We start from the raw sequence: 24,392 nt of genomic DNA, 5'->3' as shown, positions 1-24,392 counted from the left end.
TCGTCAGAGATTAACCTGAGTCGGGCCGCCGTTGTTGCCACGATCGTTAGTATCTGGCGTAGAGGACTCAATGCCGCTGTTCACCGGTTTCGTCGGCGGTGGTGCGGTTTTATCCGCTGGCGGGAAGTACAGCGGTCCCTTCAGTCCACAGCCAGTCAGGCTAAACAACGTGATGAGAACGGCAAGCGTTCGGAAAGCGTTTTTCATTATAAAGTTGCCCGTAAGTTCAAATCTGTTTCTATCATCGCAGGAGAAGACACAAAAGCAAGAGTTTGCCGCTTTCCTGCAACGGGATTTATTTAGGGTTATACTGCCGGCATCACGAAAAACAGGAACAAAACCATGAACGACAGTGAATTCCATCGCCTTGCCGACAACCTGTGGATGACCATTGAAGAGCGTCTTGACGACTGGGACGGCGACAGCGATATCGATTGTGAAATCAACGGCGGTATTCTGACCCTGAGCTTCGAAAATGGCAGCAAAATTATTATTAACCGCCAGGAGCCGCTTCACCAGGTATGGCTGGCGGCCAGACAGGGCGGCTATCATTTCGATCTGAAAGACGGGGAGTGGGTTTGCGACCGCAGCGGCGTACCGTTCTGGGATCTGCTGGAACAGGCGGCGACCGCGCAGGCGGGCGAGGACGTCAGTTTCAGATAATTTTGTTGCCCGGTGGCGGCTACGCCTTACCGGGCCTACAACAACTCGAACTGTAAGCCGGGTAAGCGCAGCGCCACCCGGCGAAAAGAGTCAAGAGAAGTACTGCTGCAACAGCGGCGCGGTGTCCTGATTGGCAGGGGCAGCAGGCGTTACGGTCTGAGTCCGGAACGGAATCACCTGCGCACGGCCATCAACGTTCACAATCTGGTAGAACTGCGGCAGGTTAAAGTTGATAAAGCTTGAGCCGTAGGTGAACCGGTCATGCGAAGAGGAGTAGAAGCGGCTGACGTCGCGCACCAGCTCCTCTTTACTGCCTTCACAGTGGTGATAGACCTCGGCGCGGTTGGTCTCATCCAGAATGTAGATGTTGAAACCAGCATCATCGCCCGACTCTTCAAAGAAGAACTGAATAATCCCTTCACTGGCAAAACCATCCACCACCTGCGGCAGCTTAACGTGGTTGGTTTCCACCTGCACCGACAGACCATGCAGTTTGTTGTGCGAAATCGCGCCATAGAACTCGATGGCGTTTTCCAGCTTCTGTACTGACACATTGAGACGTTCGAAGAACAGGCCCCAGGTCTGGCCGGAAACGCGCAGCGCTTTAAAGCGGCCGGTTTCCTGACGGGTACTCGAGAGACGCAGCTCAATACATTCCGAGACCAGCTGCTGCACGCGGGTACGAATCAACCCACGCAGATGCTGGCTGTAGCAGAACACTTCCACGCTGTCCGGCGGCGCGGCATCCTGGTGCATCTTGCCGAGAATGGTTTTCAGCGCTTCGATCATCGCCTGCTCGCCGTTGAAGTGCAGGGTACGCACTTCGTTCCACGAGTTGCGGTACAGCAGATCCACGCTACCCACCAGGCAGTTTTGCTGCTCGCCAAAGCTAAAGACGTCCAGCTTGCGGAAGTCGAAATGAACCACCTGATTGCGGAAGGCCGCCGTCGGGTCGTATTCCAGGTTAACGATGATCGCCAGATGGCGGATCTCGCACGGGCTGTAGAGCGCTTTCGGCGTGGGTGCCGGCAGGCGCAGCGGGAAGTGGTGGGAAACATCCGCCACCATCTCCTGCAGTTTAGCGAGATCGACCACCTCGTTGCCTTTGATGAACAGACGCGTGCGTGAGGTCAACAGGCCGTTAAACCAGGCCCAGGCCACCAGCTTGTTCAGGTAGCGGTTATACTCCAGCGGCTGATGGCTGATGATCGAGTCCATGCTGGGGGCGCGGTTATACAGATACCACCCGGTGCGGTTCGCGCGGCCCGGCGGAACATAGATAAAGGTCAGGTTCGGTTCTGACAGGTCAGGCGAAATCTGTGGGTTAACCAGGGTCACTTTACCCGGCAGCGCTTCAAACGCGGCGTACAGTTTACGGGTCAATACCCCGATATCCTGCGGGCTGGCGGAAACGCTGAGGTTGTTACGGCGCGCAAAGCGGATCAGATTACGGTAGCTTTGCATCATCGCATCGAGCAGTTCGTTGTGCGCTTCACGCACCTGATCGATTTTCCAGTTGGCCCGGTTGTCGAGCATGGAGAGACGCTCTTCGCCCCATCCCCACTCTTTCACTAACTGCGTGACCACTTCACGACGCCAGCCGACGCAGGCGCGCTCGCGGCTCAATTTCTCACACACTTTGAGATAGAAACATCGACGCACCAGGTCGAGACGCGTGGTGTCATCAATGGCTTTCAGGTATTCGGTCACGCGCTCCAGCATCATGCAGTAAGCGTCCAGCCCGAAGGAGACAATTTCCCCGTCGTGCAGACGCTGCTTGATATCTTTCGCCAGCAGGCGCGGCGTGGGGTATTCCCAGGAATAGGCTTCAAGCAGCAGCGTTTTCAGCACCGCTTTGTACGGTGAGTCGATGCTCTTATAGAGCTGCCAGAGGCTTGCGCCAAAGTACTCTTCGGCTGACAGCGAGCTCAGGCCGCCGAGGTCCAGCCATTCGTTTGGCGTCAGTACGCCCTGCGCATAAAGCGACATGACGTAATCGTCGTAATGCTCTTCTTCTTCGCACGGGACCATATTCCACAGAATACGCTTCCCGGCCAGACGCACAGCAGTACGGTAAAATTCATCCAGCAACAGGATGTGCTGCGTCGAGCCACAGTCCTCACCACCCAGACTGCCGCTTTCGTTATGGCGGAAACGGTTTTCATCAATCAGGAAGAAGCTCACTTCCACGCCGAGCGACGCCGCCCAGCTCTCCAGCAGGCTGCATTTACGCTGCAGCAGCTGACGCTCTTCGTTATCGAGCCAGGATTGATGACAGACCCAGATGTCGAGGTCTGACGAACAGCTTTGCCCTACCGATGAGGTGCTCCCCATCGAGTAAACCCCGGTAATCGGCAGTTCACCTTTCGGAGACTCCTGTGGCGGCATGCCGCGGTAGAGTTCCAGTTCGTTGAGATAATGCTGTTGGGTTTCATCAGGCGTGAAGAGGCAAATGCCCTTGGGAACGTTACCGTCAAGGTAGCCAGGCATTAGCGGATGGTGATAGTGCAATAATGTCGGCAGCAGACTGTAAACCTGCTGGAAAGCAGGTCCCATAGCAGCAAGCGCGCGATCCACACGCAGTTGATTTATGGCATCCAGTCTCTGTTTCAGAGTCTCAATATAGAGGTACAAGACGTATCGCCTGATGTTTCCGGGTATCGCATGCTATTCAAAACACGAATAACAGCGGGCCCCGCAGTATTTCAAAAAGATAACCGTTACCCTTTTTCGCCTTATCATTATGCTGGTACCGACGAAAAAATGGTCTAAAACGTGATCAATTTAACACCTTGCCGATTGACCGTAAAGAAAGTTGCGCTACATACAAAGTGTAGCACCGTTCTGTACGTGTAAATTCCTTAATACGGCTGTGGCTGACAAATACGCCGCCTTGTCCCTCTCACTCTTCATCAACCGTAAAACTGCCATCCCAGAGTCAACAATGTTAGGATGGTTGGCGATTGATAATGACGGTAACAAGCATGTTAGACAATGTTTTGAGAATTGCCACACGCCAAAGCCCTCTCGCGCTCTGGCAGGCACATTATGTTAAGCAGCGCCTTGAAGCCTGCCACAGTGGATTGCGCGTCGAGCTGGTGCCGATGGTCACGCGCGGTGATGTGATCCTGGATACGCCACTGGCGAAAGTGGGCGGCAAGGGCCTGTTTGTCAAAGAACTGGAACTGGCATTGCTTGAGAACCGCGCCGATATCGCCGTACATTCGATGAAAGACGTGCCCGTCGAGTTCCCGGAAGGGCTGGGGCTGGTGACCATCTGCGAGCGCGAAGATCCGCGTGATGCGTTTGTCTCTAACCGCTACGACTCGCTCGATGCGCTGCCTGAGGGAAGCGTGGTTGGCACGTCCAGTTTACGTCGCCAGTGTCAGCTGGCGGCGCGTCGTCCCGATCTGATCATTCGCTCGCTGCGCGGTAACGTCGGCACGCGTCTGGGCAAACTGGATAACGGTGATTACGATGCCATTATTCTCGCCGTTGCCGGGCTGAAGCGTCTGGGGCTGGAAGAACGCATTCGCATGGCACTGCCGCCAGAACTGTCGCTGCCGGCCGTTGGCCAGGGTGCCGTCGGCATTGAGTGCCGTCTGGACGATGCGCGTACCCGCGAGCTCCTTGCCCCGCTGAACCATGACGAGACCGCTATCCGCGTAAAAGCCGAGCGTGCGATGAATACCCGCCTCGAAGGGGGGTGCCAGGTGCCGATTGGCAGCTATGCTGAATTGACGAATGGTGAACTGTGGCTGCGCGCGCTGGTCGGCGCTCCGGACGGTTCGCAGATGGTGCGCGGTGAACGTCGTGGTAACGCGCAGGATGCCGAACAGCTTGGCGTCTCGCTGGCAGAAGAGTTACTGGATAACGGCGCCCGCGAAATCCTGGCTGACGTTTATAATGGAGAACCCCCTGCATGAGTATTCTTGTCACCCGCCCTTCTCCCGCAGGAGAGCAATTAGTGAGCCGTCTGCGCGCACTGGGGCAGGTGGCCTGGAGTTTTCCGCTGATTGAATTCTCCCCGGGTCGGGAGCTCTCTGCGCTCGCCGACCAGATGAATACCCTTCAGGACGGTGACCTGCTGTTTGCGTTATCGCAACATGCCGTGGAATTTGCCCACGCGCAGCTGCAACAGCAGGGTCTGCCCTGGCCAACTGCCCCCCGCTATTTCGCGATTGGCCGCACAACAGCACTGGCGCTGCATACCGTAAGCGGCGCGGACGTTCGTTACCCGTTAGATCGGGAAATCAGTGAAGTCTTGCTACAATTACCTGAATTACAAACTATTGCCGGAAAACGTGCGCTGATATTACGCGGTAACGGCGGACGCGAACTGATTGGTGAAACGCTGCGGGAGCGCGGGGCTAACGTGACGTTCTGCGAATGCTACCAGCGTTGTGCAAAACATTATGACGGTGCACAAGAGGCGATGCGCTGGCATACGCGCGGCATTAATACCCTGGTCGTGACCAGCGGTGAAATGCTGCAGCAGCTCTGGTCACTTGTGCCGCAATGGTATCGTGAAAACTGGTTACTCCACTGTCGGCTTCTGGTCGTCAGTGAGCGTCTGGCGAACCAGGCCCGGGAGCTGGGCTGGCATGATATTCGGATCGCTGATAACGCCGACAACGATGCGCTGCTGCGCGCATTACAATAACTCTCAAATGGGAAGCCATAATGACGGAACACGATAAATCCTCCGCCGTGGTTGAAGAGACCAGGGAGACTGTGGAGACAACACCACAGCCAGAGACGACTGAGAAAACCGCTGAGAAGAAAAACGGCAGCAACAAAACGAGCCTCACGCTGAGCGCGATTGCCATCGCCATTGCGCTGGCAGCCGGGGTGGGTCTGTACGGTCTGGTAAAACAACAGAGCGCTAACCAGACCTCTACCAGCGATGCGCTGGTGAATCAGCTCAGCGCCCTGCAAAAAGCGCAGGAGACGCAGAAAACTGAACTGGAATCAGTGATTAAACAGCAGGCCGCCGCGCTTGCCGAAGCGAACAGCAAACAGGAAGAACTGACCAAACAGCTGGGCGAAGTGCAGCAGAAGGTCGCCACGATCTCCGGTACCGATGCCAAAACCTGGTTGCTCTCGCAGGCTGACTTCCTGGTGAAGCTCGCCGGACGTAAGCTCTGGAGCGATCAGGACGTCACCACTGCCGCTGCGCTGCTGAAAAGCGCCGATGCAAGCCTGGCAGACATGAACGATCCAAGCCTTATCACCGCACGTCGCGCGATCACCGAAGACATCGCCAGCCTCTCTGCCGTCTCGCAGGTGGATTATGACGGCATTATACTTAAAGTGAATCAGCTTTCGAATCAGATTGATAACCTGCAGCTGGCGGATAACAACGACGACGACTCCCCGATGGATTCCGACGGGACCGAGCTTTCCAGCTCCCTGAGCGAATGGCGCGTGAACCTGCAAAAAAGCTGGCAGAACTTTATGGACAGCTTTATCACGATTCGCCGCCGCGACGAAACCGCGGTCCCGCTGCTGGCGCCGAACCAGGATGTCTATCTGCGCGAAAATATTCGTTCCCGACTGCTGGTGGCCGCTCAGGCCGTGCCGCGTCATCAGGAAGAGACTTACAAACAGGCGCTGGATAACGTCTCAACGTGGGTACGCGCTTACTACAACACCGATGATGCGACGACCACCGCCTTCCTTGAAGACATTGATAAACTGAGCCAGCAGAACATCACCATGAACGTGCCGGACAAGCTGGCCAGCCAGCCGATTCTGGAAAAACTGATGCAGACGCGCGTACGCAATCTTCTGGCGCAGCCGGGCGTACCGGCAGAGCAGACGGGCGGAGCAGCACCCGCTCCTGCTTCCGCACCGGCGCCTGAAAGCGCGCAGCAAGGAGAGTAATGATGCTAAAAGTCCTCTTACTCTTCGTCCTGCTGATCGCCGGGATCGTGCTGGGGCCGATGCTTGCTGGTCATCAGGGCTACGTCCTGATCCAGACCGATAACTACAACATCGAAACCAGCGTAACGGGCCTGACGATCATCCTGATCCTCGGCGTAGTGGTGCTGTTTGCGCTCGAATGGGTCCTGCGCCGTCTTTTCCGCACCGGTGCCCATACGCGCGGCTGGTTCGTTGGCCGTAAGCGCCGCCGCGCCCGTAAGCAGACCGAACAGGCGCTGCTTAAGCTCGCAGAAGGTGACTATCAGCAGGTTGAAAAGCTGATGTCGAAAAACGCCGACCATGCCGAGCAGCCGGTGGTGAACTACCTGCTTGCTGCCGAAGCGGCGCAGCAGCGCGGTGATGAAGCCCGCGCCAATCAGCACCTGGAACGGGCGGCTGAGCTGGCGCATGGCGACCCGATTCCGGTGGAAATTACGCGCGTACGTCTGCAGCTGGCACGCAATGAGAACCACGCGGCACGCCACGGTATCGACCGCCTGCTGGAAGTCGCGCCACGTCATCCGGAAGTGCTGCGTCTTGCCGAGCAGGCCTATATCCGTACCGGTGCGTGGGGCTCGCTGCTGGACATCATTCCGTCGATGGCGAAGGCCGATGTTGGTGATGATGAGCACCGTGATGAGCTTCAGCGTCTGGCGTGGATTGGCCTGATGGACCAGGCGCGCGCCGATCTCGGCAGCGACGGTCTGAAAACGTGGTGGAAGAACCAGAGCCGTAAAACGCGCCAGCAGGTTCCACTGCAGGTGGCAATGGCGGAACATCTGATTGAATGTGACGATCATGACACCGCCCAGGAGATCCTCCTCGACGGTCTGAAGCGTCAGTACGACGATCGTCTGGTGATGGTGATCCCGCGCCTGAAAACCAACAATCCTGAGCAAGTCGAGAAAGTGCTGCGTCAGCAGATTAAAACCGTCGGCGATCGCCCGCTGCTGTGGAGTACGCTCGGTCAGTCGTTGATGAAGCACGGCGAATGGCAGGAGGCAAGCCTTGCGTTCCGCGCGGCGCTGAAACAGCGTCCGGATGCGTTCGACTATGCGTGGCTTGCCGATACGCTCGACAAGCAGCATAAGCCGGAAGAGGCGGCAGCGATGCGCCGCGATGGATTATTGCTGACGCTGCGAAATAACGGCAGCCAGCAATAAATAAAAAGGAGGCCAGACGGCCTCCTTTTTTTATCGCCTTTCTCCTGCTACATTCTTTACACCCTAATCCGCAAACGAACCCGCCAATGTAACGATGTCTTTTCATTAACTTTTTTTCACACACGCGCATTTTCTGCAGCGTGGATTAAATCGTTTTTGAAAGGAAATCGTCATGAACTCGCTTATGTATGCGCTTATTGAAGCGCTGCGCTGCCATCGCTGGCTGCGCCTGCTTGCCTGTGCCTTTATTTTTTCTTCGCTGGGGAATGGGTTAACCCAGGTGGTGGTCTTTGGTTTACTGTTAGCGTGGTCGGCCCCGCCCGCCCTGCTCACTCTCGCTTTTCTTTTCGCTACGGTACCGGGATTCATCGGCAGCGCGATCGGCGAAAAACTGTGCTCACGCTATTCTCCGATATCTCTGCTGATCCTGACCGAGGGGCTGGGATTGCTCGCCCTGCTCTTTCCCCTGTTTGGCACGGGTTATCACAGCATTGCGGCGCTACTCGCCGTGCAATCCACCGAAGCGCTGCTCAGCGGAATGAGCTGGCCCGCGCTGACATTGCTCTTTAAGCGCGGTCTTAGCGAAGCGGAGCTGCCTGCGGCAACCTGTCTGGAAAATGTGATTTTTGCCTCTCAGGTGCTGCTCGGAACCGGACTCGGCGTAGTGCTGTTCCAGAAGACATCCGTGTTTACCTTACTCGCCATTGATGCCGCCAGCTTTCTCGGGTCGTTATTACTGCTGTGGCTGGCTGGACGCCGGTTTTCTGCGCGATTGCTACCGCTCCCCGGTGAAGAGGAAACCCCTGTGCCACTACGCTGGCGGACGTTAACCGTTCGACAAAAACGCAGCCTGCTCATTTTGCCGGCGCTGGCGGCCGTCGGCTCACCGGCCATGGCGCTTCTTCCGGCACTGGCGCAGCAAATCCATCCTCAGGATGCGGCGGGTCTGGCTTTACCTCTGCTTTTCGCAAGGAGCCTGGGACAACTTTGCGGCCCCCTGCTGCTAAAAAAAGAGAGCCTGGCGCGCTTCGCCACACGCACGCCGCGAATCATCGTTTGTCTTGGCCTCTTTCTGGCCGCTTATGGAATGCTGCCGTGGTTTTCCGGGCGAATGGCATATGCGCTGGGGATGATCTTTATTGCACATCTGGCCTCGAATGTTCTCTTCGCGGCTGGCACGTTCGGCATTCTCAGTAGTTTTCATTTTGCACAAACCGCTTCAGCCAGCGGTAAAGCCTGGCGCTGGCAAACGCTCAGCGCCTCTCTTTTCACCGGCATTGCCGCAATGGTGGCAGTTGGGTTTGGCTCAGTGCAGGCGCTTTATATGGTCTCGTCAGCCGCCCTGCTGTTAGTGGCCCTGATCATGCGCCGGTATCGGGAATAAGGCATAAAAAAACGCCTGCTATAAAAGCAGGCGTTAAAACAGGTCTGTAAGACAACATATTTGGTGCTTCACTCAACGTTGTGTCCATGGTGTTTGATGAGGCCAAAGCGACATCTGTCAGTGGACGATAAGCACCGTAAATGGCTCTGCGTCATTCCTGAGTTTATGAGGCACTAAGGCGAACATAAGAGATGGAATGAGCATCTACACGCATATTATTGCATGTAACGTGCCAACATGACACCAGGAAGTTTTACATGGCGCAACATTTTAAGATAAAAGGAAATTATGCTGTTGAGTGTCGTCTTAAGCCCGACAACGTATCGTTCAATACAGAAATATGTCGCCAGGAGGAGACAGCAAAACACACATTCTGTAAAACACTTTATTTTCAATAAGTTGCCTGTCGCTGAATCGCGACAATAAGATGGAGTGCTGTCGGGGAATCACTACAGGGAAGAAAAGTGGCAGAAAACAAAAAACCCCGCCGAAGCGGGGTTCAAAATTGGTCGGCGAGAGAGGATTCGAACCTCCGACCCACTGGTCCCAAACCAGTTGCGCTACCAAGCTGCGCTACTCGCCGATGTACTGCTTTTTGAATTTTTAGTTCAATTCATTTAAAAAGTCGTGGTGCGAGGGGGGGGACTCGAACCCCCACATCCTAAGGACACTAACACCTGAAGCTAGCGCGTCTACCAATTCCGCCACCTTCGCAATTCACAACTCTTTCAATAATGGGGTGGCTAATGGGATTCGAACCCACGACAACTGGAATCACAATCCAGGGCTCTACCAACTGAGCTATAGCCACCACTGTATTCTTTCACGCGGTACTGACTACTTCTCAGACCACCGCAGCTCTAGCGCCGGGACTAAAATGGCGCGCCCGACAGGATTCGAACCTGAGACCTCTGCCTCCGGAGGGCAGCGCTCTATCCAGCTGAGCTACGGGCGCTTAGCGCCGTTGCGGGGCTGGATATTACGTACCTCCGTCCCCGCTGTCTAGTGCTTTTTTGAAAAAAATGCGCGTTTGGTTATGGTTTGCACATTTTGCCGCTTATTCCTCCACTTTCTGCGTGGTGGCACGGCGACCCAGGCCAAAAAGCTTATAGGCAGCCGTCACTGCCGCCAGGAAGATCACCCCGACAAACAGCGACATGCGGGTATCTTCATTAAAGTACATTCCGATTAATACGCAAATCAGGAATGCCATCGTCAAATAGTTCGCATACGGGAACAGAATTGAGCGGAACGGATGGCTTGCAATCGCCTTTTTATGCGCATGACGGAAACGCAGCTGGCTGATGAGAATAACAAACCACGGCACCATGCCCGGCAGTACGCTGGCACTGTAGACGTAAACGAACACGCGCTGCGGATTCGGGATGATGTAATTCAGGCAAGAGCCAATCAGCAGGATCGCAATGGATACCGCCACACCCGCAACCGGCACGCCAGCACGTGAGACTTTGCTCATTGCGGCAGGCAGCTGGTTATTCTTCGAGAGCGCATAGAGCATACGCCCACAGCTATACATCCCGCTGTTACAGCCTGACAACGCTGCCGTCAGGACCACAAAGTTAATGATACCCGCCGCCGCCGTGATACCAATTTTGGCGAAGGTTAAAACAAACGGACTCCCCGTCGTGCCAATTTCGTTCCACGGGAAGATGGTCACGATAACGAAGATCGCGCCCACATAAAAAATCAGGATACGCCACAGTACTTTGCCCACCGCACTACGCAGCGTGACCTGTGGGTTTTTCGCTTCACCGGCGGTGATCCCGATGAGCTCCACGCCCTGATACGAAGCCACAACGATACACAGCGCCGTCAGGAAGCCTTTCCAGCCGCCAGCGAAGAAGCCGCCGTTTTCGGTCAGATTGCCAAAGCCAATCGCGTGTCCGCCGTTGCCAAAGCCGAAGAAAATCACGCCCAGTCCGACGACAATCATCACGATAATGGTGGTGACTTTAATCATCGCAAACCAGAACTCAATCTCGCCATAAAGACGTACGGCGGCCAGGTTTGCCAGCGCCACCAGCCCCACGGCAATGAGCGCGGGTATCCACTGGGCCATGTCCGGGAACCAGAACTGAACGTAGACCCCTATCGCGGTGATCTCTGAAATGCCCACCGCCATCCACATAAACCAGTACGACCAGGCCGTCAGGTAGCCAAAGAACGGGCTCATATACCGGTGCGCATAAACGGCAAAAGAGCCGGTTACCGGTTCCAGGAAGAGCATTTCGCCCATGGAACGCATGATGAAGAAAACAAACAGCCCGGCGATAATGTACGCCAGTAAGACGGAAGGGCCAGCCCATTTGAGGGTGCTTGCAGAGCCCATAAACAGGCCCACGCCGATAGTGCCACCCAGCGCTATCAGTTCAATATGACGAGCTTCCAGCCCACGCTGTAGCTCCGGTTTTTTCTCAGCCATAGATCCTCGATTGTGTTTGCTGTTTCCCGGCTTAAGACCGGGTATTGTTTTTTAGGGGGACTAAAATACGGAGCGAATGGTTTCTTAAAATGTGCCAAATGGCAAACGATGCATTAAAAAAATGAATGCATTGCACAGAATATCAGCAGTTTTGCTGGCGAGTTGCAGCGCGAATAGCATATCGCGCTACATTTTGATTACATTTTCCCGGTGTGATGCCAGGCGAGGTAGCGAAGCAGTCGGATCTGTCGTTTAATACGCGTCGGTTGCGATAACAGGCGGTACAGCCACTCCAGCCCGAGATTTTGCCAAACCTTAGGCGCACGCTTAACGTGGCCGGTAAAGACGTCATACGTGCCACCGACCCCCATATAAAGGGCATCCGGACAGACCAGACGGCAGTCGCGCATCAGGATCTCCTGGCGCGGGGAGCCCATCGCCACGGTGACAATTTTCGCCCCGCTGTCACGAACGCGTTCAAACAGAGCCTGCCGCGCTTCAGGTTTGAAGTAACCATCCTGACTGCCGACAATATTCACATTCCATTGACGACGCAGTTTCTCCTCAGTCTGAGCCAGAACCTCCGGCTTCCCGCCAATCAGGAACACGGGCGTGCCCTGCGCGCCGGCGCGAGCCATGAGCTGCTCCCAGAGATCGGCTCCCGCCACGCGAGAAACATTAGCGTCAGGATACTTTTTACGGATGGAGCGAACCACGCTGATGCCGTCCGCGTACTTAAACTCCGCCGCTTCAATCAGGCTTTTGACCTCGGCGTTATCTTCCACCGCCAGCATCTTTTCCGCATTGATGGCGACCAGCGTACCGGATTTCATCTGGCCGTCGGCGAAGAGAAAGTCCAGCGCATGCTGCATGTCGCGCCAGCCAATCAGCTGCAGACCCCGTAGCGCATAGCGCGGTGCAGAAATGTTATCAGTCATTACTATCCTTACTCAGACTTGTGACAGCGTTGTGCTGCCCTGACGCTCGCGCCTGTGCACAAGCCCTGCATTATCAAACAGCCAGTACAACAGCTTGGCCAGTAACAGGCAGACGCCGAAAACAACCATGAAGAACACCACGCGCGAAACAAACGAATCCAGCCCTTCGCGCGCCAGAACGATCATATTGAAAATGGCACCGAAGCAGAAACTGTGCAAAATGGCCGCTTTATAGCGGTTGGTCTCTTCATTGCCACGCAGATAAAGCCAGTCGAACCACTTAATAATCAGCCCCACGGCAACCGCCCCGGGAAGAATGAACCAGGCTCCCCCCATCACCACCAGGGAACCGAGCAGCGTTGGCGAGATTGCCAGACCGGAGTGGTTGTTCAGCACTTCCCACGTAAAGTAGTTCGCCGTATTCAGCACCACGCCAGGGCGGTCCGGCCATAGCCAGGAAGGGATAAAGACGTAGAAGTCGCGAACAATCGGCGCCAGCCCCTGGAAATCAATCTTGTCGTAGTTTTGCAGCAGTAATGCCAGGTTTTCCCATGGCGAGAACGTATCCCGCGTAAGGTAGAGGAACGTATAAAACGCCTCATCACCCGCCACGTTCATTCCGTACCGCTTCAGCGCCAGCCAGAACATCCCCACAATGCCAAACACCCCGGCGGCAACCAGCATCCACAGCGAGATCCAGCCGCGGATGATGCCAATAAACAGGAAGATGGCGAAAGCGATAATGATATTGGCGCGCGTACCGCCCACAATCATATAGGTCAGGATGCCAAACGCGACGGTACTGACCAGGAAGAACAGCCACGCTTTACTGTCCTGACGCAGGAAAAAGATCACCAGCATCGCCGGGATGAAGAAGTAGAAGAAACGCTTAAGCGCCACGCCCGATACTTCGGCAGAAAAAATCTGGCTGTAGGAGTGAAGCTTAAACAGCAGGAAGCCGTTATGCATGAAGAAGATACCGACACTGACCAGGGCAATGGTCATCAGCATCACCCACGTCAGGTGTGTCTCCACACGGTTCATGGTAAATAGCGCCCGGCGCGGCGTGGCGGCCTGCGCGGAACGCAGACGCGTTTTATAGGTAACGTAGTAGACCGCATAGAAGCAGGTCGCTGCCAGAAGCGCCTGGAGCAAAATTTCCGGCGGCGCGACGCTCACGTCAAAGCGGAAGACCAGAATGCTGGTGAGCGGGAAACCGAAAAAGAACGTCAGCAGAAACAATAACGAGAAGAACACGTTAAAGTTGAAACGCACGCGGCGGAATTCGAACCAGGTGAGCGTACCGATAAACAGGATGCTCAGCAGCCAAACGACCAGCAAACCGCTGAATTGCAACTGGCTCATGCTTTGTCTCCTGCAGCGATACGCAGTGCACGGTGCCACGGCGTGAGGTAATTCGGGCTAAAGAAGTCGATGGCGTTTTTATCCACCAGCGCCAGCTGTCGCTGTGCTTCCCGAACAACCTCTTCATTAAGCACATCCGTGGTAAACAGGACCGGAAGATGCTGTTCGGCCATGTCCTGCCAGAACGGGTTGTCGCGGTTGAGCACGCACGGGATCCCCGCCTGAATAAGCAGACACAGCGTGCCAATGCCCTGCTGACGGGCAAAGATGAAATACCCGAGGTCGCATTTTCTCAGCAGCGCGAGATACTCCTCAAATTCCAGCTTATGCCGCAGAATATGCAAATTCTCCGCGCTGAATAACGCGAGCCCCTGCTGGCGAACCTCATCAATGTAGGCGTCGTTATTGGCGGGATAGCCCATCGGCACCACCACCTTCACCGTGTCGCCAAACTGCTGATGCACCGCCCTGAGCGCTGCAATATGTTCGTTACTGCGATCGCCGGAATTCCCCACCAGGATCGTCAGCTTGCCTTCTCGCACCGTGTCATTCGCCATGGCGTTCAACGCCGGATCCATGCGGGTCGGGAAATAGAGCAGCTCACCACGCACATTCGGATGCTGTTTCGCAAAATAGTTGAGATCGCCACGGGTAGCAAAAACGCAGCCCACCCGCCCCTGGGCCATGCGGCGCAGGGGATAGAACAGACGGAATTTCCAGCCGCGGGAGACTTCGTAGAGATCGGCCCCCCAGATATGCCAGCTGCACTGGGAAGGTTTAATCCCCCCGCTGAGAAGCCCCAGCCACAGGCCGGTATTAAACTGCCCGTGGAAGAAGAATCGTTGCTCACGATCCGCTTTGGCTTTGGCAATCACCGCCTTTGCCAGCGTGGCCTTATCCGGCCAGAAGCTCATGTTCAGCGCCGGAAATGCTGCGCTCAGGCCCTTATCCTGACCTGCAACCATAAACTCACGCGCATCGGGATTACCCGATGCCAGCTCGTCGTTGAAAAACCGCAAAACGGTCTGGTTATGGTGTGGGATATCCGATCCCAGGATGTGAATCAGTGCAGTCATGCGCTTTTACGCCACAATAAAAATACGCCGCAACAGGCAGCGAAATAAACGATATACGTTGCCATATAGGCCTGAGCCGCCCCCAGCGCGCCGTGCGCGGGTATCAACCAGTGCGAGAACGACGTCAGTAACACAAACTGGCTCATTTCCGCCAGGATATACAGCCGCAGTGAAGCCTTCGCAATCACCAGGTAGCCGAAAACGTAAGCCCCCACTTTCAGTACATCGCCCACCAGCTGCCAGGCAAAGAGATCGCGCATGGCGGTGAACTTCGCCGAGAAGAGCAACCAGATAGCGACATCGCGCAATAACCAGACGGTGAAGCTGGCAGCCGCAACCGCCGGCAAGACAAAGCGCAGCGATCGGAAAATCTCACGGGTGATATCCTGTCTGGACGTCAGACGCGATAAGGTTGGCAGCAAATAAACGCTAAAGGAAGCCGTAATAAACTGGAGGTAGGCGTCAGAAATGCTGCTCACGCCCTGCCAAATCCCGACCTCTTCCCAGCTATAATGCGCCGCCAGCAGGTTTCGCATCATCACATAGGCCACGGGCAGCGTGACGGAGGTGATGAGCGCCATCAGGGTAAATTTACCCAGCTGGCTGGCAAGCAGCTTGTCCCATTGCGGTTTCAGGTAGCGCAGAGGGATGACGCCCCGACGCATCAGCATAAACGCGGCAGGCACAACCACGAGGGCCGGTACCAGCGCCAGCCCGAGCAGGGCACCTTCATAGCCACCGAGGCGATAGCAGAAGTAGTAGGCAATAACACCAATGACGCTTCCCAGGATTAACGCAAGGGCGTTCCCGGCAGCATCACGAAAACCTTTCATCAGCGCCAGCAGCAGGTTAGCCCAGGCAATACCCATCTGCACCAACGCAACCAGACGCACCAGTCCCTGATAGTGGGTGTGACCGAATAATCCCTGGCTGATGGGGGCCGCCGCCAGCAGAAAGACAATCGCCATCAGGGTCGAAAAACCCGTGACCATCGCCGAAGCGGTGCCCACCACCCGGCGCAGCTGTGCCGCATCATCATGATACTGCGCAACGTATTTGGTCACGCCGTTGAAGATTCCGGCACCGGCCAGCACCCCAAGGACGGTAACGAGCTGGCGGAAGTTACCCGCCATCCCGACACCTGATGGGCCAAATGAGACAGCCAACAGCTTGACGACCAGCAGTCCGGCGCCAATTTTTACAAGTGTGGACGCGGCGGTCCACACCGATGCTTTTGCCAGAGACATATCAGCCGAAATAGCTCAGAAGGGTATTAATCACCGTACGCTGGTTAACTGGCGCGAGGTTGTAGAACAATGGCAGGCGAAGCAAACGCTCACTTTCTTTGGTCGTGTAACGGTCTTCACCCGCAAATGTGCCGAACGCTTCGCCCGCGGGGCTGGAGTGCAGCGGAATGTAGTGGAACACCGCCATAATTTCAGCCTCTTTCAGCCAGGCGATGAGCTGGCTGCGATCGTCGTTATCGCGCAGCTTGATGTAGAACATGTGCGCATTGTGGACACAATCAGCCGGAATGGTCGGGAGTTCAATGCGCCCGGCTTTCGCCAGAGGCTCCAGCGCGTCGTAATAGGTTTGCCACAGGGACAGACGCTGAAGGTTGATACGCTCCGCGGCTTCCAGCTGCGCCCACAGGTATGCCGCCTGCAGATCCGCCATCAGATAACTTGAGCCGATATCGCGCCAGGTGTATTTGTCTACCTGTCCGCGGAAGAACTGGCTGCGGTTGGTCCCTTTTTCGCGGATCACTTCCGCGCGCTCGACCAGCGCGCGATCGTTTATCAGCGTCGCGCCGCCCTCACCGCCAGCGGTGTAGTTTTTGGTTTCGTGGAAGCTAAAGCAGCCAATATGGCCGATCGTGCCCAGCGCGCGTCCCTTGTAGGTGGACATCACCCCCTGAGCAGCGTCTTCCACCACAAACAGGTTATGTTTGTTGGCAATCGCCATGATGGTGTCCATTTCGCAGGCTACGCCCGCATAGTGGACCGGCACAATCGCGCGCGTTTTGTCGGTGATCGCCGCTTCAATGAGCGTTTCATCAATGTTCATGGTATCCGGACGGATATCCACAAAGACGATTTTCGCCCCGCGCAGGACAAACGCGTTCGCCGTGGAGACGAAGGTATAGCTTGGCATAATGACTTCATCGCCAGGCTGGATATCCAGCAACAGGGCCGCCATTTCCAGTGATGCTGTACAGGACGGGGTCAGCAACACTTTGGCACTGTGAAAACGCTGCTCCATCCACTGCTGGCAGCGACGGGTAAACCCACCATCACCGCAGAGTTTGCCGCTGCCCATGGCAGACTGCATGTAGTCGAGTTCGGTGCCCACGACGGGTGGTGCGTTAAATGGAATCATCTTGTCACCTGTATAACCAGTAGGCGGTGGCGTCGATGTTGGCACCACTCGCAATATATCGTTTAAGCGCGGCGGTATTGCCCACCTGGGTCGCCACCCGCAGCGTCACAAGCTTTTGCTCCTGCGCCCAGTGCAGCGCCGCCTGCATGAGTTTCTCACCCATCCCACGCCCGGCTAATAAGCCAATCCGCGCCTCGCGCTCGTTGAGCTTACGCAGCGAGACAAATCCCTGGATCTGACTGTCCCCTGCCCGAAAAACCAGGCAGACATGGTCAAACGTGCCTTTGACCGCATTCTCCACCCACTGGGCGTAGAACCGTCCGCTATCGCCAGGTGCGTACCAGGGCGTGCGAAAGCGGCTCTGCGCAAACGCCTGGGCCGCCATCTGACGCAACACGGGAATATCCTGTTCGGTTGCCATTTCCGCACCGGGCGCATCGTACCGGGTAAGGGTAATGGAGAGATCGGCCTCACCTTCAACCAGCTTAAAGCCGAGCTGCTGGAGCGCATCAAGCAGATCAGTACGGTCCGCCGGGATCTTAGCCTGTACCCGTTGCCAGGCGGTAAATGCCGATTCCGTCAGTGCCGGCGCATCATCGCGCAGACGCACGATGGCCGACGGCAGACCGAAAAAGGCACTCTCCCATTGCAGAGGCTCGAGTACCCCATTCAGGCGGCTCAACGCCAGACACCCTTGGTATCAACCACATACTGCTGATGAACGGCATCGCCGGAGATCGCTTTAAACTCGTTGTGATCCACCAGCAGTACCAGCACATCCGCCGTCGCCAGGGCATTGTCGAGCGCCGTCAGCGTGCAGTGCCCCGCCAGTTTTGCCGGCAGTTCATGAATATTTGGCTCGACCACCAGCGTTTCGCCTTTGTGCCATTCGGCAATCATTTCAGCAATTTCCATTGCCGGGCTTTCGCGCAGGTCGTCAATGTTGGGCTTAAATGCCAGACCAAAGCAGGCGATTTTCAGCTCGCTGGCGCGCTTGCCGCTCTCTGCCAGACAATCCGCTACCGTGGTTTTGACCTGGTTGAGTACCCAGTGCGGTTTGCTGTCGTTCACTTCACGCGCGGTGCGGATCAAACGAGCCTGCGCCGGATTCTGCGCCACGATAAACCACGGGTCGACGGCGATGCAGTGTCCACCCACGCCCGGGCCTGGCTGGAGAATATTGACACGCGGATGGCGATTCGCCAGGCGAATCAACTCCCAGACGTTAATCCCCTGATCGGCGCAGATCAGTGACAGTTCATTCGCGAAGGCGATATTAACGTCACGGAAGCTGTTTTCCGTCAGCTTGCACATTTCAGCAGTGCGTGAGTTGGTCACCACGCATTCGCCTTCAAGGAAAATCTTGTATAGCGCGCTGGCACGTTCAGAGCACACCGGCGTCATACCGCCAATCACGCGGTCGTTTTTAATCAGTTCAACCATCACCTGGCCCGGCAGCACGCGCTCCGGACAGTAGGCGATATTGATATCCGCCTGCTCTCCCGCCTGTTGCGGGAAGCTTAAATCAGGACGCGCGTCGGCCAGCCACTGCGCCATCTGCTCGGTCGCGCCAACCGGCGACGTCGACTCAAGGATCACCAGCGCCCCTTTCTTCAGCACGGGCGCGATAGATTTCGCCGCCGCTTCGACATAGACCATATCGGGTTCATGGTCGCCTTTAAATGGCGTAGGAACGGCAATCAGGTACGCATCCGCTTCAACCGGCGTGATACTGGCGCGCAGGAATCCCCCGTCAACCGCCTCCTTGACCACGCGGTCGAGATCGGGCTCCACAATATGAATTTCGCCACGGTTAATGGTTTCCACCGCGCGTGTGTTGATATCCACACCGACAACCTGTTTTTGACGAGAGGCAAACGCCGCCGCGGTGGGCAAGCCAATGTAGCCAAGACCAATGACAGAGATGGTAGTAAAACTCATAGCGATACCCGATTGTGTTTAAGTGCATGCAAAATACGACCACAAGCCTGCCCGTCGCCATATGGGTTATGGGCCCGGCTCATTGCCTGATACGCTTCCTCGTCGTGCAGCAGGCGCGTGACCTCTTCGACAATCAACTGCGTGCTGGTTCCGACCAGGCGCACGGTTCCCGCTTTAACGGCCTCCGGGCGTTCGGTGGTTTCACGCATCACCAGCACCGGTTTACCGAGGGAAGGCGCTTCTTCCTGGATCCCACCGGAATCGGTGAGGATCAGCCAGGCATGGTTCATCAGCCAGACAAACGGCATGTAGTCCTGCGGTTCCATCAGAAGTACATTGTCGACATGGCCCAGAATGCGGTTAACCGGCTCGCTGACGTTAGGGTTGAGATGGACCGGATAAACGATCTGCACATCTTCGTTCTGCGCAGCAATTTCAGCCAGCGCATGACAGATCTGCTCAAAGCCCCGACCAAAACTTTCGCGGCGATGGCCTGTAACCAGGATGGTTTTTTTGCCGTTGTGCAGGAAGGGATAACGGGCAGCAAGGTCTTCCTGCAGTTCGCGGTTCGCCAGCACGCGGTCACGTACCCAAATTAACGCATCAATGACCGTATTACCGGTCACAAAGATTTTGTTATCAGCGATATTTTCACGCAGCAGGTTCTGACGGGAATTTTCCGTGGGCGCAAAGTGGTACATCGCCAGATGTCCGGTGAGCGTGCGGTTAGCTTCTTCCGGCCACGGCGAGTAGAGATTGCCGGTGCGCAGTCCCGCCTCAACATGTCCTACGGGAATACGCTGGTAAAACGCCGCCAGGCTTGTCGCCACGGTGGTGGTGGTGTCGCCGTGAACCAGCACCACGTCGGGCTTGAATGACTCCAGGATCGGCTTGAGCTCTTGCAGGATGCGACAGGTTATCTCCGTCAGCCCTTGACCCGGTTTCATAATATTAAGATCGTAATCCGGGACGATAGAAAAGAGCGTTAAAACCTGATCGAGCATCTCACGGTGTTGGGCAGTGACACACACTTTCGCTTCAATATCAGGATCGCTGGCCAGCGCATGAACCAGAGGTGCCATCTTAATGGCCTCCGGCCTGGTGCCAAATACGGTAAGTACTTTCACATCGATTCTCTTCGATTAAGCGATGAAGGCCATACATAGCCTTCATCGTAGACGGCGTTCTTAGTTTGTGCGACGACGCGTTAACGCCACGCCAGCGCCCGTCAGTGCGCCGACAATCCCCCACATAATCATCAGGAATGCACGACGCGGACTATCGCGTTTTACAGGTTCTTCAGGCGTTCTCAAATAACGATAGGTCTGAAAACGCGGGTCCAGCGTCGGACCGACATTCAGGGTAGTGAGCATGGCGCGGTTTTGATCGTAGTCGAGGTCAAAATCGGGGCCAACGGCCTGAAGATTTTCCAGACGTGCCTGCAGCATGGGGCGGCCAAGAAGGAACATTTCAGAATCCGGGAGTTCATCAGCCGGTACATCCGTTTCGCTGCGGGAAATATTGTGCTGTTCCGCAATTTTCAGCGCCTGCTCAATATTGTGTACGCGGCGAGCGAAAATGGCTTTCGCCACCTCTTCCTGACGTTTTACCTGCGCCTTCATCTGGATGGTACGAGCCGCCCAGGCGCCTTTCAGCTCTTCATTGAGATGACTGGCAGCTCGCTGGCTGGCAAACGCAACGTACTGGCGCAACAGGTTGTTGGCATCCGGCGCGGTTTCTGCAATCAGCTTGACGCTGTCATTCACGTTACGCAGCGCATCGCCCGGCATAAACTGGATATTGTTAATCAGGTCATCTAACAGCGCGGCATCCGCCTTGCTGTTACCCACCATACGCTGCTTGTAATAATCCGTCTGGGACCAGAAGTCGCGACGCGTGTCCCAGGAGGCCAGCTGCATCACAAACTCTTTATAGGCTTCATCCATAACAGAAGCCTGGTCAGGTGTCGCCAGATTGGCCTTGATATCCAGGTTACGCAGGAACTGCTGCTGAGAATAAAACCCACCGAGCATGTTAACCGTAGGTCGGTCTGTGATTGCCGTGGCGCTCCACTCCTGTTTTGCAAAGAAAGTGTAGGCCAGGGCTAACAGTGCGAACCCCAGTGCGATCCCCGCAATCCAAAGTTTGCCTGCCCATAACACGCGAAACAAACCACGAATATCCAGTTCATTCTCAGTTACCACTGATTTCGCTCCCGCCAACGGTTGAGTCATCATAGTCCCGGTTTTACTTAGTTAATGTTGGGTTTTTGTCATTGTTACGACGCATCCTGCGTTTCAGACGTTTAATGAATCGCGCCACTTTCCATGCGCGCTTAATACAGTAGCCATACAGGAAAAATGCTAGCAAGAATAATACCAACATTACCCATTCAGGAATAAAGTGGGCATATTCAGCCGCGACGCCAATGGCGGCCAGAATAGCAGCGGCCAGGGTGATCAGCACAAACGCCTGACGAGAAGTAAAACCTGCGCGCATGATGAGATGATGAATATGCTGACGGTCAGGCGAGAAAGGACTCATCCCTTTACGCAGACGGCGATACATAATCGCCACCATATCCATTAATGGAATAGCAATGATCCACAATGCCGTGACCGGACTGATCGGGTGAGTTTTGCCCTGCGTCGTTTCGAGCAAAATCCAGATCACAGTGAAACCAATCAACGTACTGCCCGCATCACCCATAAAGACTTTATAGCGACGCCCGAGCGCACCGAGGTTCAGGAGAATATAAGGCAGGATGGCGGCAATCATGGCAAAACACCACATTGCCAGGCTGTACTGACCATCAAACCACAAAATAATGCCGATGGCGGCGAACGAGACAGAAGACAATCCCCCGAGCAGGCCGTCAATGCCGTCGACCATGTTGAAGGCATTGATGGCTGCCCAGACGGCAAAGAGCGTCAGGAAGAAACCAAATGGACCCAGGACTAACTCCCAGGGGCCAAACACATAACCGAGGCTTCTCAGGTACAGCCCACCCACGACCATCATCACCACGCCAATCGCCGCCTGGACGGTGGCGCGTATTTTCACCGCGATATCGAACCGGTCATCAAGCGCCCCGACGAGGACCAGGACGCCCGCACAGGCAATATAGAGGGCTGCGTGTGGAATATAATAATCCGCAATACCAAACGTGAAACAGATACCTGCGTAAACAGAGATCCCTCCAACAAGAGGAATAAGTCCCTGATGACGTTTACGAAAATTAGGTTTGTCCACCAACCCTATTCTTTTTGCCACCTTACGCGCGATGAACAAAAAACAGGTTGTGAATAAAAATATACTGATTAGCTCAGTCACAACGGTGAGTAGATTCACAATGGATTGCTCTCAACAAATGTTAGTCCCGGAAGTATAACCATGAAGCCACCGCCTCAGAAGTAATAAAGGTGGCTTCTCACAACTCCCTTTGTATATTTTTCAATCAATTATTTCTTTGACTGTATAAACGGTCCTATTGTCGCACCGACCGGTCAAAATTGGGAGTAGGTGGTACTAGCGTATAGTCCATAAAAGAAAAACGCCACGTAAAAACGTGGCGTTCACTGGCTTTATTTGCGTTACGAGCGTTTCATCATGTCGAAGAAATCGTCGTTGGTTTTGGTCATCGCCAGTTTGTTAATGAGGAACTCCATCGCGTCAATTTCACCCATTGGATGGATGATTTTGCGCAGGATCCACATTTTCTGCAGCTCTTCCTGGGTGGTGAGCAGCTCTTCTTTACGGGTACCGGAACGGTTGTAGTCGATTGCCGGGAAGACGCGTTTTTCAGCAATCTTACGAGAAAGGTGCAGTTCCATGTTGCCTGTCCCTTTAAACTCTTCGTAAATCACTTCGTCCATTTTGGAGCCGGTATCGATCAGCGCTGTCGCGATGATCGTCAGGCTGCCGCCCTCTTCCACGTTACGTGCTGCACCGAAGAAGCGTTTTGGACGATGCAGGGCGTTAGCATCCACACCACCGGTCAGTACTTTACCGGAAGCCGGGACCACGGTGTTGTAGGCACGCGCCAGACGCGTAATGGAGTCGAGCAGGATGATCACGTCTTTCTTGTGCTCAACCAGGCGTTTCGCCTTCTCGATCACCATCTCAGCCACCTGAACGTGGCGAGAGGCCGGTTCGTCAAAGGTTGAAGCCACAACTTCACCTTTAACCAGACGCTGCATCTCGGTAACTTCTTCCGGACGTTCGTCAATCAGCAGCACCATCAGCACACAGTCAGGGTGATTGTAAGCAATGCTCTGCGCGATGTTCTGCAGCAGCATGGTTTTACCCGCTTTTGGCGGTGCCACAATCAGACCACGCTGACCACGACCGATTGGTGAGGCTAGATCCAGAACACGTGCGGTTAAGTCTTCGGTAGAACCGTTACCACGCTCCATACGCAGGCGAGAGTTCGCGTGCAGCGGCGTTAAGTTCTCAAAGAGGATCTTATTACGCGAGTTTTCTGGTTTGTCGAAGTTAACTTCGTTGACTTTCAACAGCGCAAAGTAGCGTTCACCCTCTTTAGGAGGACGAATCTTACCTGAAATGGTGTCACCAGTGCGGAGGTTGAAACGGCGGATTTGGCTGGGGGATACGTAGATGTCGTCAGGGCCGGCGAGGTAGGAGCTGTCTGCAGAGCGGAGGAAACCAAATCCGTCTTGCAATATCTCCAGCACACCGTCGCCAAAGATATCTTCGCCACTCTTAGCGTGCTGCTTCAGGATGGCGAAAATGATGTCCTGCTTGCGCATACGAGCCTGGTTTTCCAGTCCCATATTTTCGCCGAGAGTGATCAGCTCAGAAACCGGCGTATTCTTTAATTCGGTAAGATTCATAATGGTGTGGGTTCTTAAACTCGGGGTGATTCTCGAACTTAATGTTGTGAATGGTATGGCAGGGTCATCCATGCCTGTTTAGCGGCCATCAACTCATGTCTGTTCGCTGTCTGGTCACAGGGAAAGAACGCAGAACTGAAACGACAAGACGGATTGAGTGACAAGCCCGGAATTTAGCCACTTCACGCACTGTTTATGTCAACAACGGGAAGTATCGGGTAAAACAAGATTCAAACAACAAGATATGTTTAAAACGAAGTCA

20 protein-coding genes and 4 tRNA genes are annotated in these 24,392 nt (G+C 55.1%); 6 read left to right on the top strand and 18 right to left on the bottom strand.

The window, feature by feature from the left end; genetic code table 11:
• Window positions 1-3 precede the first annotated feature (3 nt).
• Complete coding sequence (gene lptM / locus GM298_RS19315; protein ID WP_013099260.1) at window positions 4-207, bottom strand: LPS translocon maturation chaperone LptM; 204 nt, start codon at window positions 205-207, stop codon at window positions 4-6.
• Between the two features lie 135 nt (window positions 208-342).
• On the opposite strand from lptM, the gene cyaY reads away from it, so the two are divergent.
• The gene (gene cyaY, locus GM298_RS19310) at window positions 343-663 is read left to right on the top strand and encodes an iron donor protein CyaY (protein WP_266155072.1); all 321 of its coding nucleotides are present in this window, start codon (window positions 343-345) and stop codon (window positions 661-663) included.
• A gap of 90 nt (window positions 664-753) precedes the next feature.
• Here the strand turns inward: cyaY and cyaA are convergent, their stop codons facing one another.
• On the bottom strand, window positions 754-3,297 hold the full coding sequence (cyaA, locus tag GM298_RS19305; protein WP_025757556.1) for a class I adenylate cyclase: 2,544 nt from the start codon (window positions 3,295-3,297) through the stop codon (window positions 754-756).
• A gap of 350 nt (window positions 3,298-3,647) precedes the next feature.
• On the opposite strand from cyaA, the gene hemC reads away from it, so the two are divergent.
• The 5 genes from hemC (at window position 3,648) to GM298_RS19280 (ending at window position 9,135) form a co-directional block, all read left to right on the top strand.
• Window positions 3,648-4,589: a hydroxymethylbilane synthase gene (gene hemC / locus GM298_RS19300; RefSeq protein WP_045285579.1), complete on the top strand. Its 942-nt coding sequence runs from the start codon at window positions 3,648-3,650 to the stop codon at window positions 4,587-4,589.
• Window positions 4,586-5,326 carry a uroporphyrinogen-III synthase gene (gene hemD, locus GM298_RS19295; RefSeq protein WP_025757559.1) on the top strand — a complete coding sequence of 247 codons (741 nt, stop codon included), beginning with the start codon at window positions 4,586-4,588 and terminating at the stop codon, window positions 5,324-5,326. The genes hemC and hemD overlap by 4 nt, the downstream gene beginning before the upstream one ends.
• 20 nt (window positions 5,327-5,346) lie before the next feature.
• Window positions 5,347-6,549, top strand: coding sequence for a uroporphyrinogen-III C-methyltransferase (gene hemX, locus GM298_RS19290; RefSeq protein WP_266155070.1), 1,203 nt, complete (start codon window positions 5,347-5,349; stop codon window positions 6,547-6,549).
• 2 nt (window positions 6,550-6,551) lie between these two features.
• The gene (gene hemY / locus GM298_RS19285; protein ID WP_045285577.1) at window positions 6,552-7,751 is read left to right on the top strand and encodes a protoheme IX biogenesis protein HemY; all 1,200 of its coding nucleotides are present in this window, start codon (window positions 6,552-6,554) and stop codon (window positions 7,749-7,751) included.
• A 172-nt stretch (window positions 7,752-7,923) separates the two neighbouring features.
• A complete protein-coding gene (locus GM298_RS19280) occupies window positions 7,924-9,135 on the top strand; it encodes an MFS transporter (RefSeq protein WP_266155069.1) in 1,212 nt (403 codons plus the stop codon).
• Between the two features lie 506 nt (window positions 9,136-9,641).
• On the opposite strand, the gene GM298_RS19275 is transcribed toward GM298_RS19280, so the two are convergent.
• From GM298_RS19275 to rho, 16 genes are all read right to left on the bottom strand, one after another.
• Window positions 9,642-9,718, bottom strand: a tRNA-Pro gene (locus GM298_RS19275).
• Between the two features lie 45 nt (window positions 9,719-9,763).
• A tRNA-Leu gene (locus GM298_RS19270) sits at window positions 9,764-9,849 on the bottom strand.
• 21 nt (window positions 9,850-9,870) lie between these two features.
• A tRNA-His gene (locus GM298_RS19265) sits at window positions 9,871-9,946 on the bottom strand.
• 67 nt (window positions 9,947-10,013) lie between these two features.
• Window positions 10,014-10,090: transfer RNA gene (locus tag GM298_RS19260), tRNA-Arg, on the bottom strand.
• Between the two features lie 102 nt (window positions 10,091-10,192).
• A complete protein-coding gene (thrP, locus tag GM298_RS19255; RefSeq protein ID WP_025757567.1) occupies window positions 10,193-11,578 on the bottom strand; it encodes a bifunctional threonine/serine APC transporter ThrP in 1,386 nt (461 codons plus the stop codon).
• A 197-nt stretch (window positions 11,579-11,775) separates the two neighbouring features.
• On the bottom strand, window positions 11,776-12,516 hold the full coding sequence (gene wecG, locus GM298_RS19250) for a lipopolysaccharide N-acetylmannosaminouronosyltransferase (protein WP_025757568.1): 741 nt from the start codon (window positions 12,514-12,516) through the stop codon (window positions 11,776-11,778).
• 12 nt (window positions 12,517-12,528) lie between these two features.
• Complete coding sequence (wzyE, locus tag GM298_RS19245) at window positions 12,529-13,881, bottom strand: ECA oligosaccharide polymerase (protein ID WP_025757569.1); 1,353 nt, start codon at window positions 13,879-13,881, stop codon at window positions 12,529-12,531.
• Complete coding sequence (locus tag GM298_RS19240; protein ID WP_095450456.1) at window positions 13,878-14,957, bottom strand: TDP-N-acetylfucosamine:lipid II N-acetylfucosaminyltransferase; 1,080 nt, start codon at window positions 14,955-14,957, stop codon at window positions 13,878-13,880. Before GM298_RS19240 ends, wzyE begins: the two co-directional genes overlap by 4 nt.
• On the bottom strand, window positions 14,954-16,204 hold the full coding sequence (gene wzxE, locus GM298_RS19235; RefSeq protein ID WP_252088229.1) for a lipid III flippase WzxE: 1,251 nt from the start codon (window positions 16,202-16,204) through the stop codon (window positions 14,954-14,956). Before wzxE ends, GM298_RS19240 begins: the two co-directional genes overlap by 4 nt.
• A gap of 1 nt (window position 16,205) precedes the next feature.
• Window positions 16,206-17,336, bottom strand: a complete 1,131-nt coding sequence (gene rffA / locus GM298_RS19230) for a dTDP-4-amino-4,6-dideoxygalactose transaminase (protein WP_025757575.1) — start codon at window positions 17,334-17,336, stop codon at window positions 16,206-16,208.
• A gap of 4 nt (window positions 17,337-17,340) precedes the next feature.
• A complete protein-coding gene (gene rffC / locus GM298_RS19225) occupies window positions 17,341-18,018 on the bottom strand; it encodes a dTDP-4-amino-4,6-dideoxy-D-galactose acyltransferase (protein WP_266155068.1) in 678 nt (225 codons plus the stop codon).
• Window positions 18,015-19,277 carry a UDP-N-acetyl-D-mannosamine dehydrogenase gene (wecC, locus tag GM298_RS19220; protein ID WP_262784531.1) on the bottom strand — a complete coding sequence of 421 codons (1,263 nt, stop codon included), beginning with the start codon at window positions 19,275-19,277 and terminating at the stop codon, window positions 18,015-18,017. The genes rffC and wecC overlap by 4 nt, the downstream gene beginning before the upstream one ends.
• Entirely contained in the window at window positions 19,274-20,404 is a 1,131-nt protein-coding gene (gene wecB / locus GM298_RS19215) for a non-hydrolyzing UDP-N-acetylglucosamine 2-epimerase (RefSeq protein ID WP_025757578.1), read from the bottom strand. Before wecB ends, wecC begins: the two co-directional genes overlap by 4 nt.
• 60 nt (window positions 20,405-20,464) lie before the next feature.
• The gene (wzzE, locus tag GM298_RS19210; RefSeq protein WP_025757579.1) at window positions 20,465-21,511 is read right to left on the bottom strand and encodes an ECA polysaccharide chain length modulation protein; all 1,047 of its coding nucleotides are present in this window, start codon (window positions 21,509-21,511) and stop codon (window positions 20,465-20,467) included.
• Window positions 21,512-21,524: 13 nt separating this feature from the next.
• Window positions 21,525-22,628, bottom strand: a complete 1,104-nt coding sequence (gene wecA, locus GM298_RS19205; RefSeq protein WP_047959702.1) for a UDP-N-acetylglucosamine--undecaprenyl-phosphate N-acetylglucosaminephosphotransferase — start codon at window positions 22,626-22,628, stop codon at window positions 21,525-21,527.
• Between the two features lie 242 nt (window positions 22,629-22,870).
• Window positions 22,871-24,130, bottom strand: coding sequence for a transcription termination factor Rho (rho, locus tag GM298_RS19200; RefSeq protein ID WP_008501566.1), 1,260 nt, complete (start codon window positions 24,128-24,130; stop codon window positions 22,871-22,873).
• Between the last annotated feature and the right edge of the window lie 262 nt (window positions 24,131-24,392).

Source organism: Enterobacter sp. HSTU-ASh6 (genome assembly GCF_026319105.1).
Taxonomy (GTDB): Bacteria; Pseudomonadota; Gammaproteobacteria; order Enterobacterales; family Enterobacteriaceae; genus Enterobacter; species Enterobacter sichuanensis.
This window is presented reverse-complemented; position numbering and strand designations above follow the sequence as displayed.

Bases quoted from the DNA above. Each gene is read 5' to 3' on its own strand.
- wzxE (WP_252088229.1), bottom strand. From the start codon at position 16,204: ATGTCTCTGGCAAAAGCATCGGTGTGGACCGCCGCGTCCACACTTGTA.
- rho (WP_008501566.1), bottom strand. From the start codon at position 24,130: ATGAATCTTACCGAATTAAAGAATACGCCGGTTTCTGAGCTGATCACT.
- hemC (WP_045285579.1), top strand. From the start codon at position 3,648: ATGTTAGACAATGTTTTGAGAATTGCCACACGCCAAAGCCCTCTCGCG.
- wecG (WP_025757568.1), bottom strand. From the start codon at position 12,516: ATGACTGATAACATTTCTGCACCGCGCTATGCGCTACGGGGTCTGCAG.
- hemY (WP_045285577.1), top strand. From the start codon at position 6,552: ATGCTAAAAGTCCTCTTACTCTTCGTCCTGCTGATCGCCGGGATCGTG.
- GM298_RS19280 (WP_266155069.1), top strand. From the start codon at position 7,924: ATGAACTCGCTTATGTATGCGCTTATTGAAGCGCTGCGCTGCCATCGC.
- hemD (WP_025757559.1), top strand. From the start codon at position 4,586: ATGAGTATTCTTGTCACCCGCCCTTCTCCCGCAGGAGAGCAATTAGTG.
- cyaY (WP_266155072.1), top strand. From the start codon at position 343: ATGAACGACAGTGAATTCCATCGCCTTGCCGACAACCTGTGGATGACC.
- lptM (WP_013099260.1), bottom strand. From the start codon at position 207: ATGAAAAACGCTTTCCGAACGCTTGCCGTTCTCATCACGTTGTTTAGC.
- rffA (WP_025757575.1), bottom strand. From the start codon at position 17,336: ATGATTCCATTTAACGCACCACCCGTCGTGGGCACCGAACTCGACTAC.
- GM298_RS19240 (WP_095450456.1), bottom strand. From the start codon at position 14,957: ATGACTGCACTGATTCACATCCTGGGATCGGATATCCCACACCATAAC.
- wecC (WP_262784531.1), bottom strand. From the start codon at position 19,277: ATGAGTTTTACTACCATCTCTGTCATTGGTCTTGGCTACATTGGCTTG.
- wzzE (WP_025757579.1), bottom strand. From the start codon at position 21,511: ATGACTCAACCGTTGGCGGGAGCGAAATCAGTGGTAACTGAGAATGAA.
- thrP (WP_025757567.1), bottom strand. From the start codon at position 11,578: ATGGCTGAGAAAAAACCGGAGCTACAGCGTGGGCTGGAAGCTCGTCAT.
- hemX (WP_266155070.1), top strand. From the start codon at position 5,347: ATGACGGAACACGATAAATCCTCCGCCGTGGTTGAAGAGACCAGGGAG.
- wzyE (WP_025757569.1), bottom strand. From the start codon at position 13,881: ATGAGCCAGTTGCAATTCAGCGGTTTGCTGGTCGTTTGGCTGCTGAGC.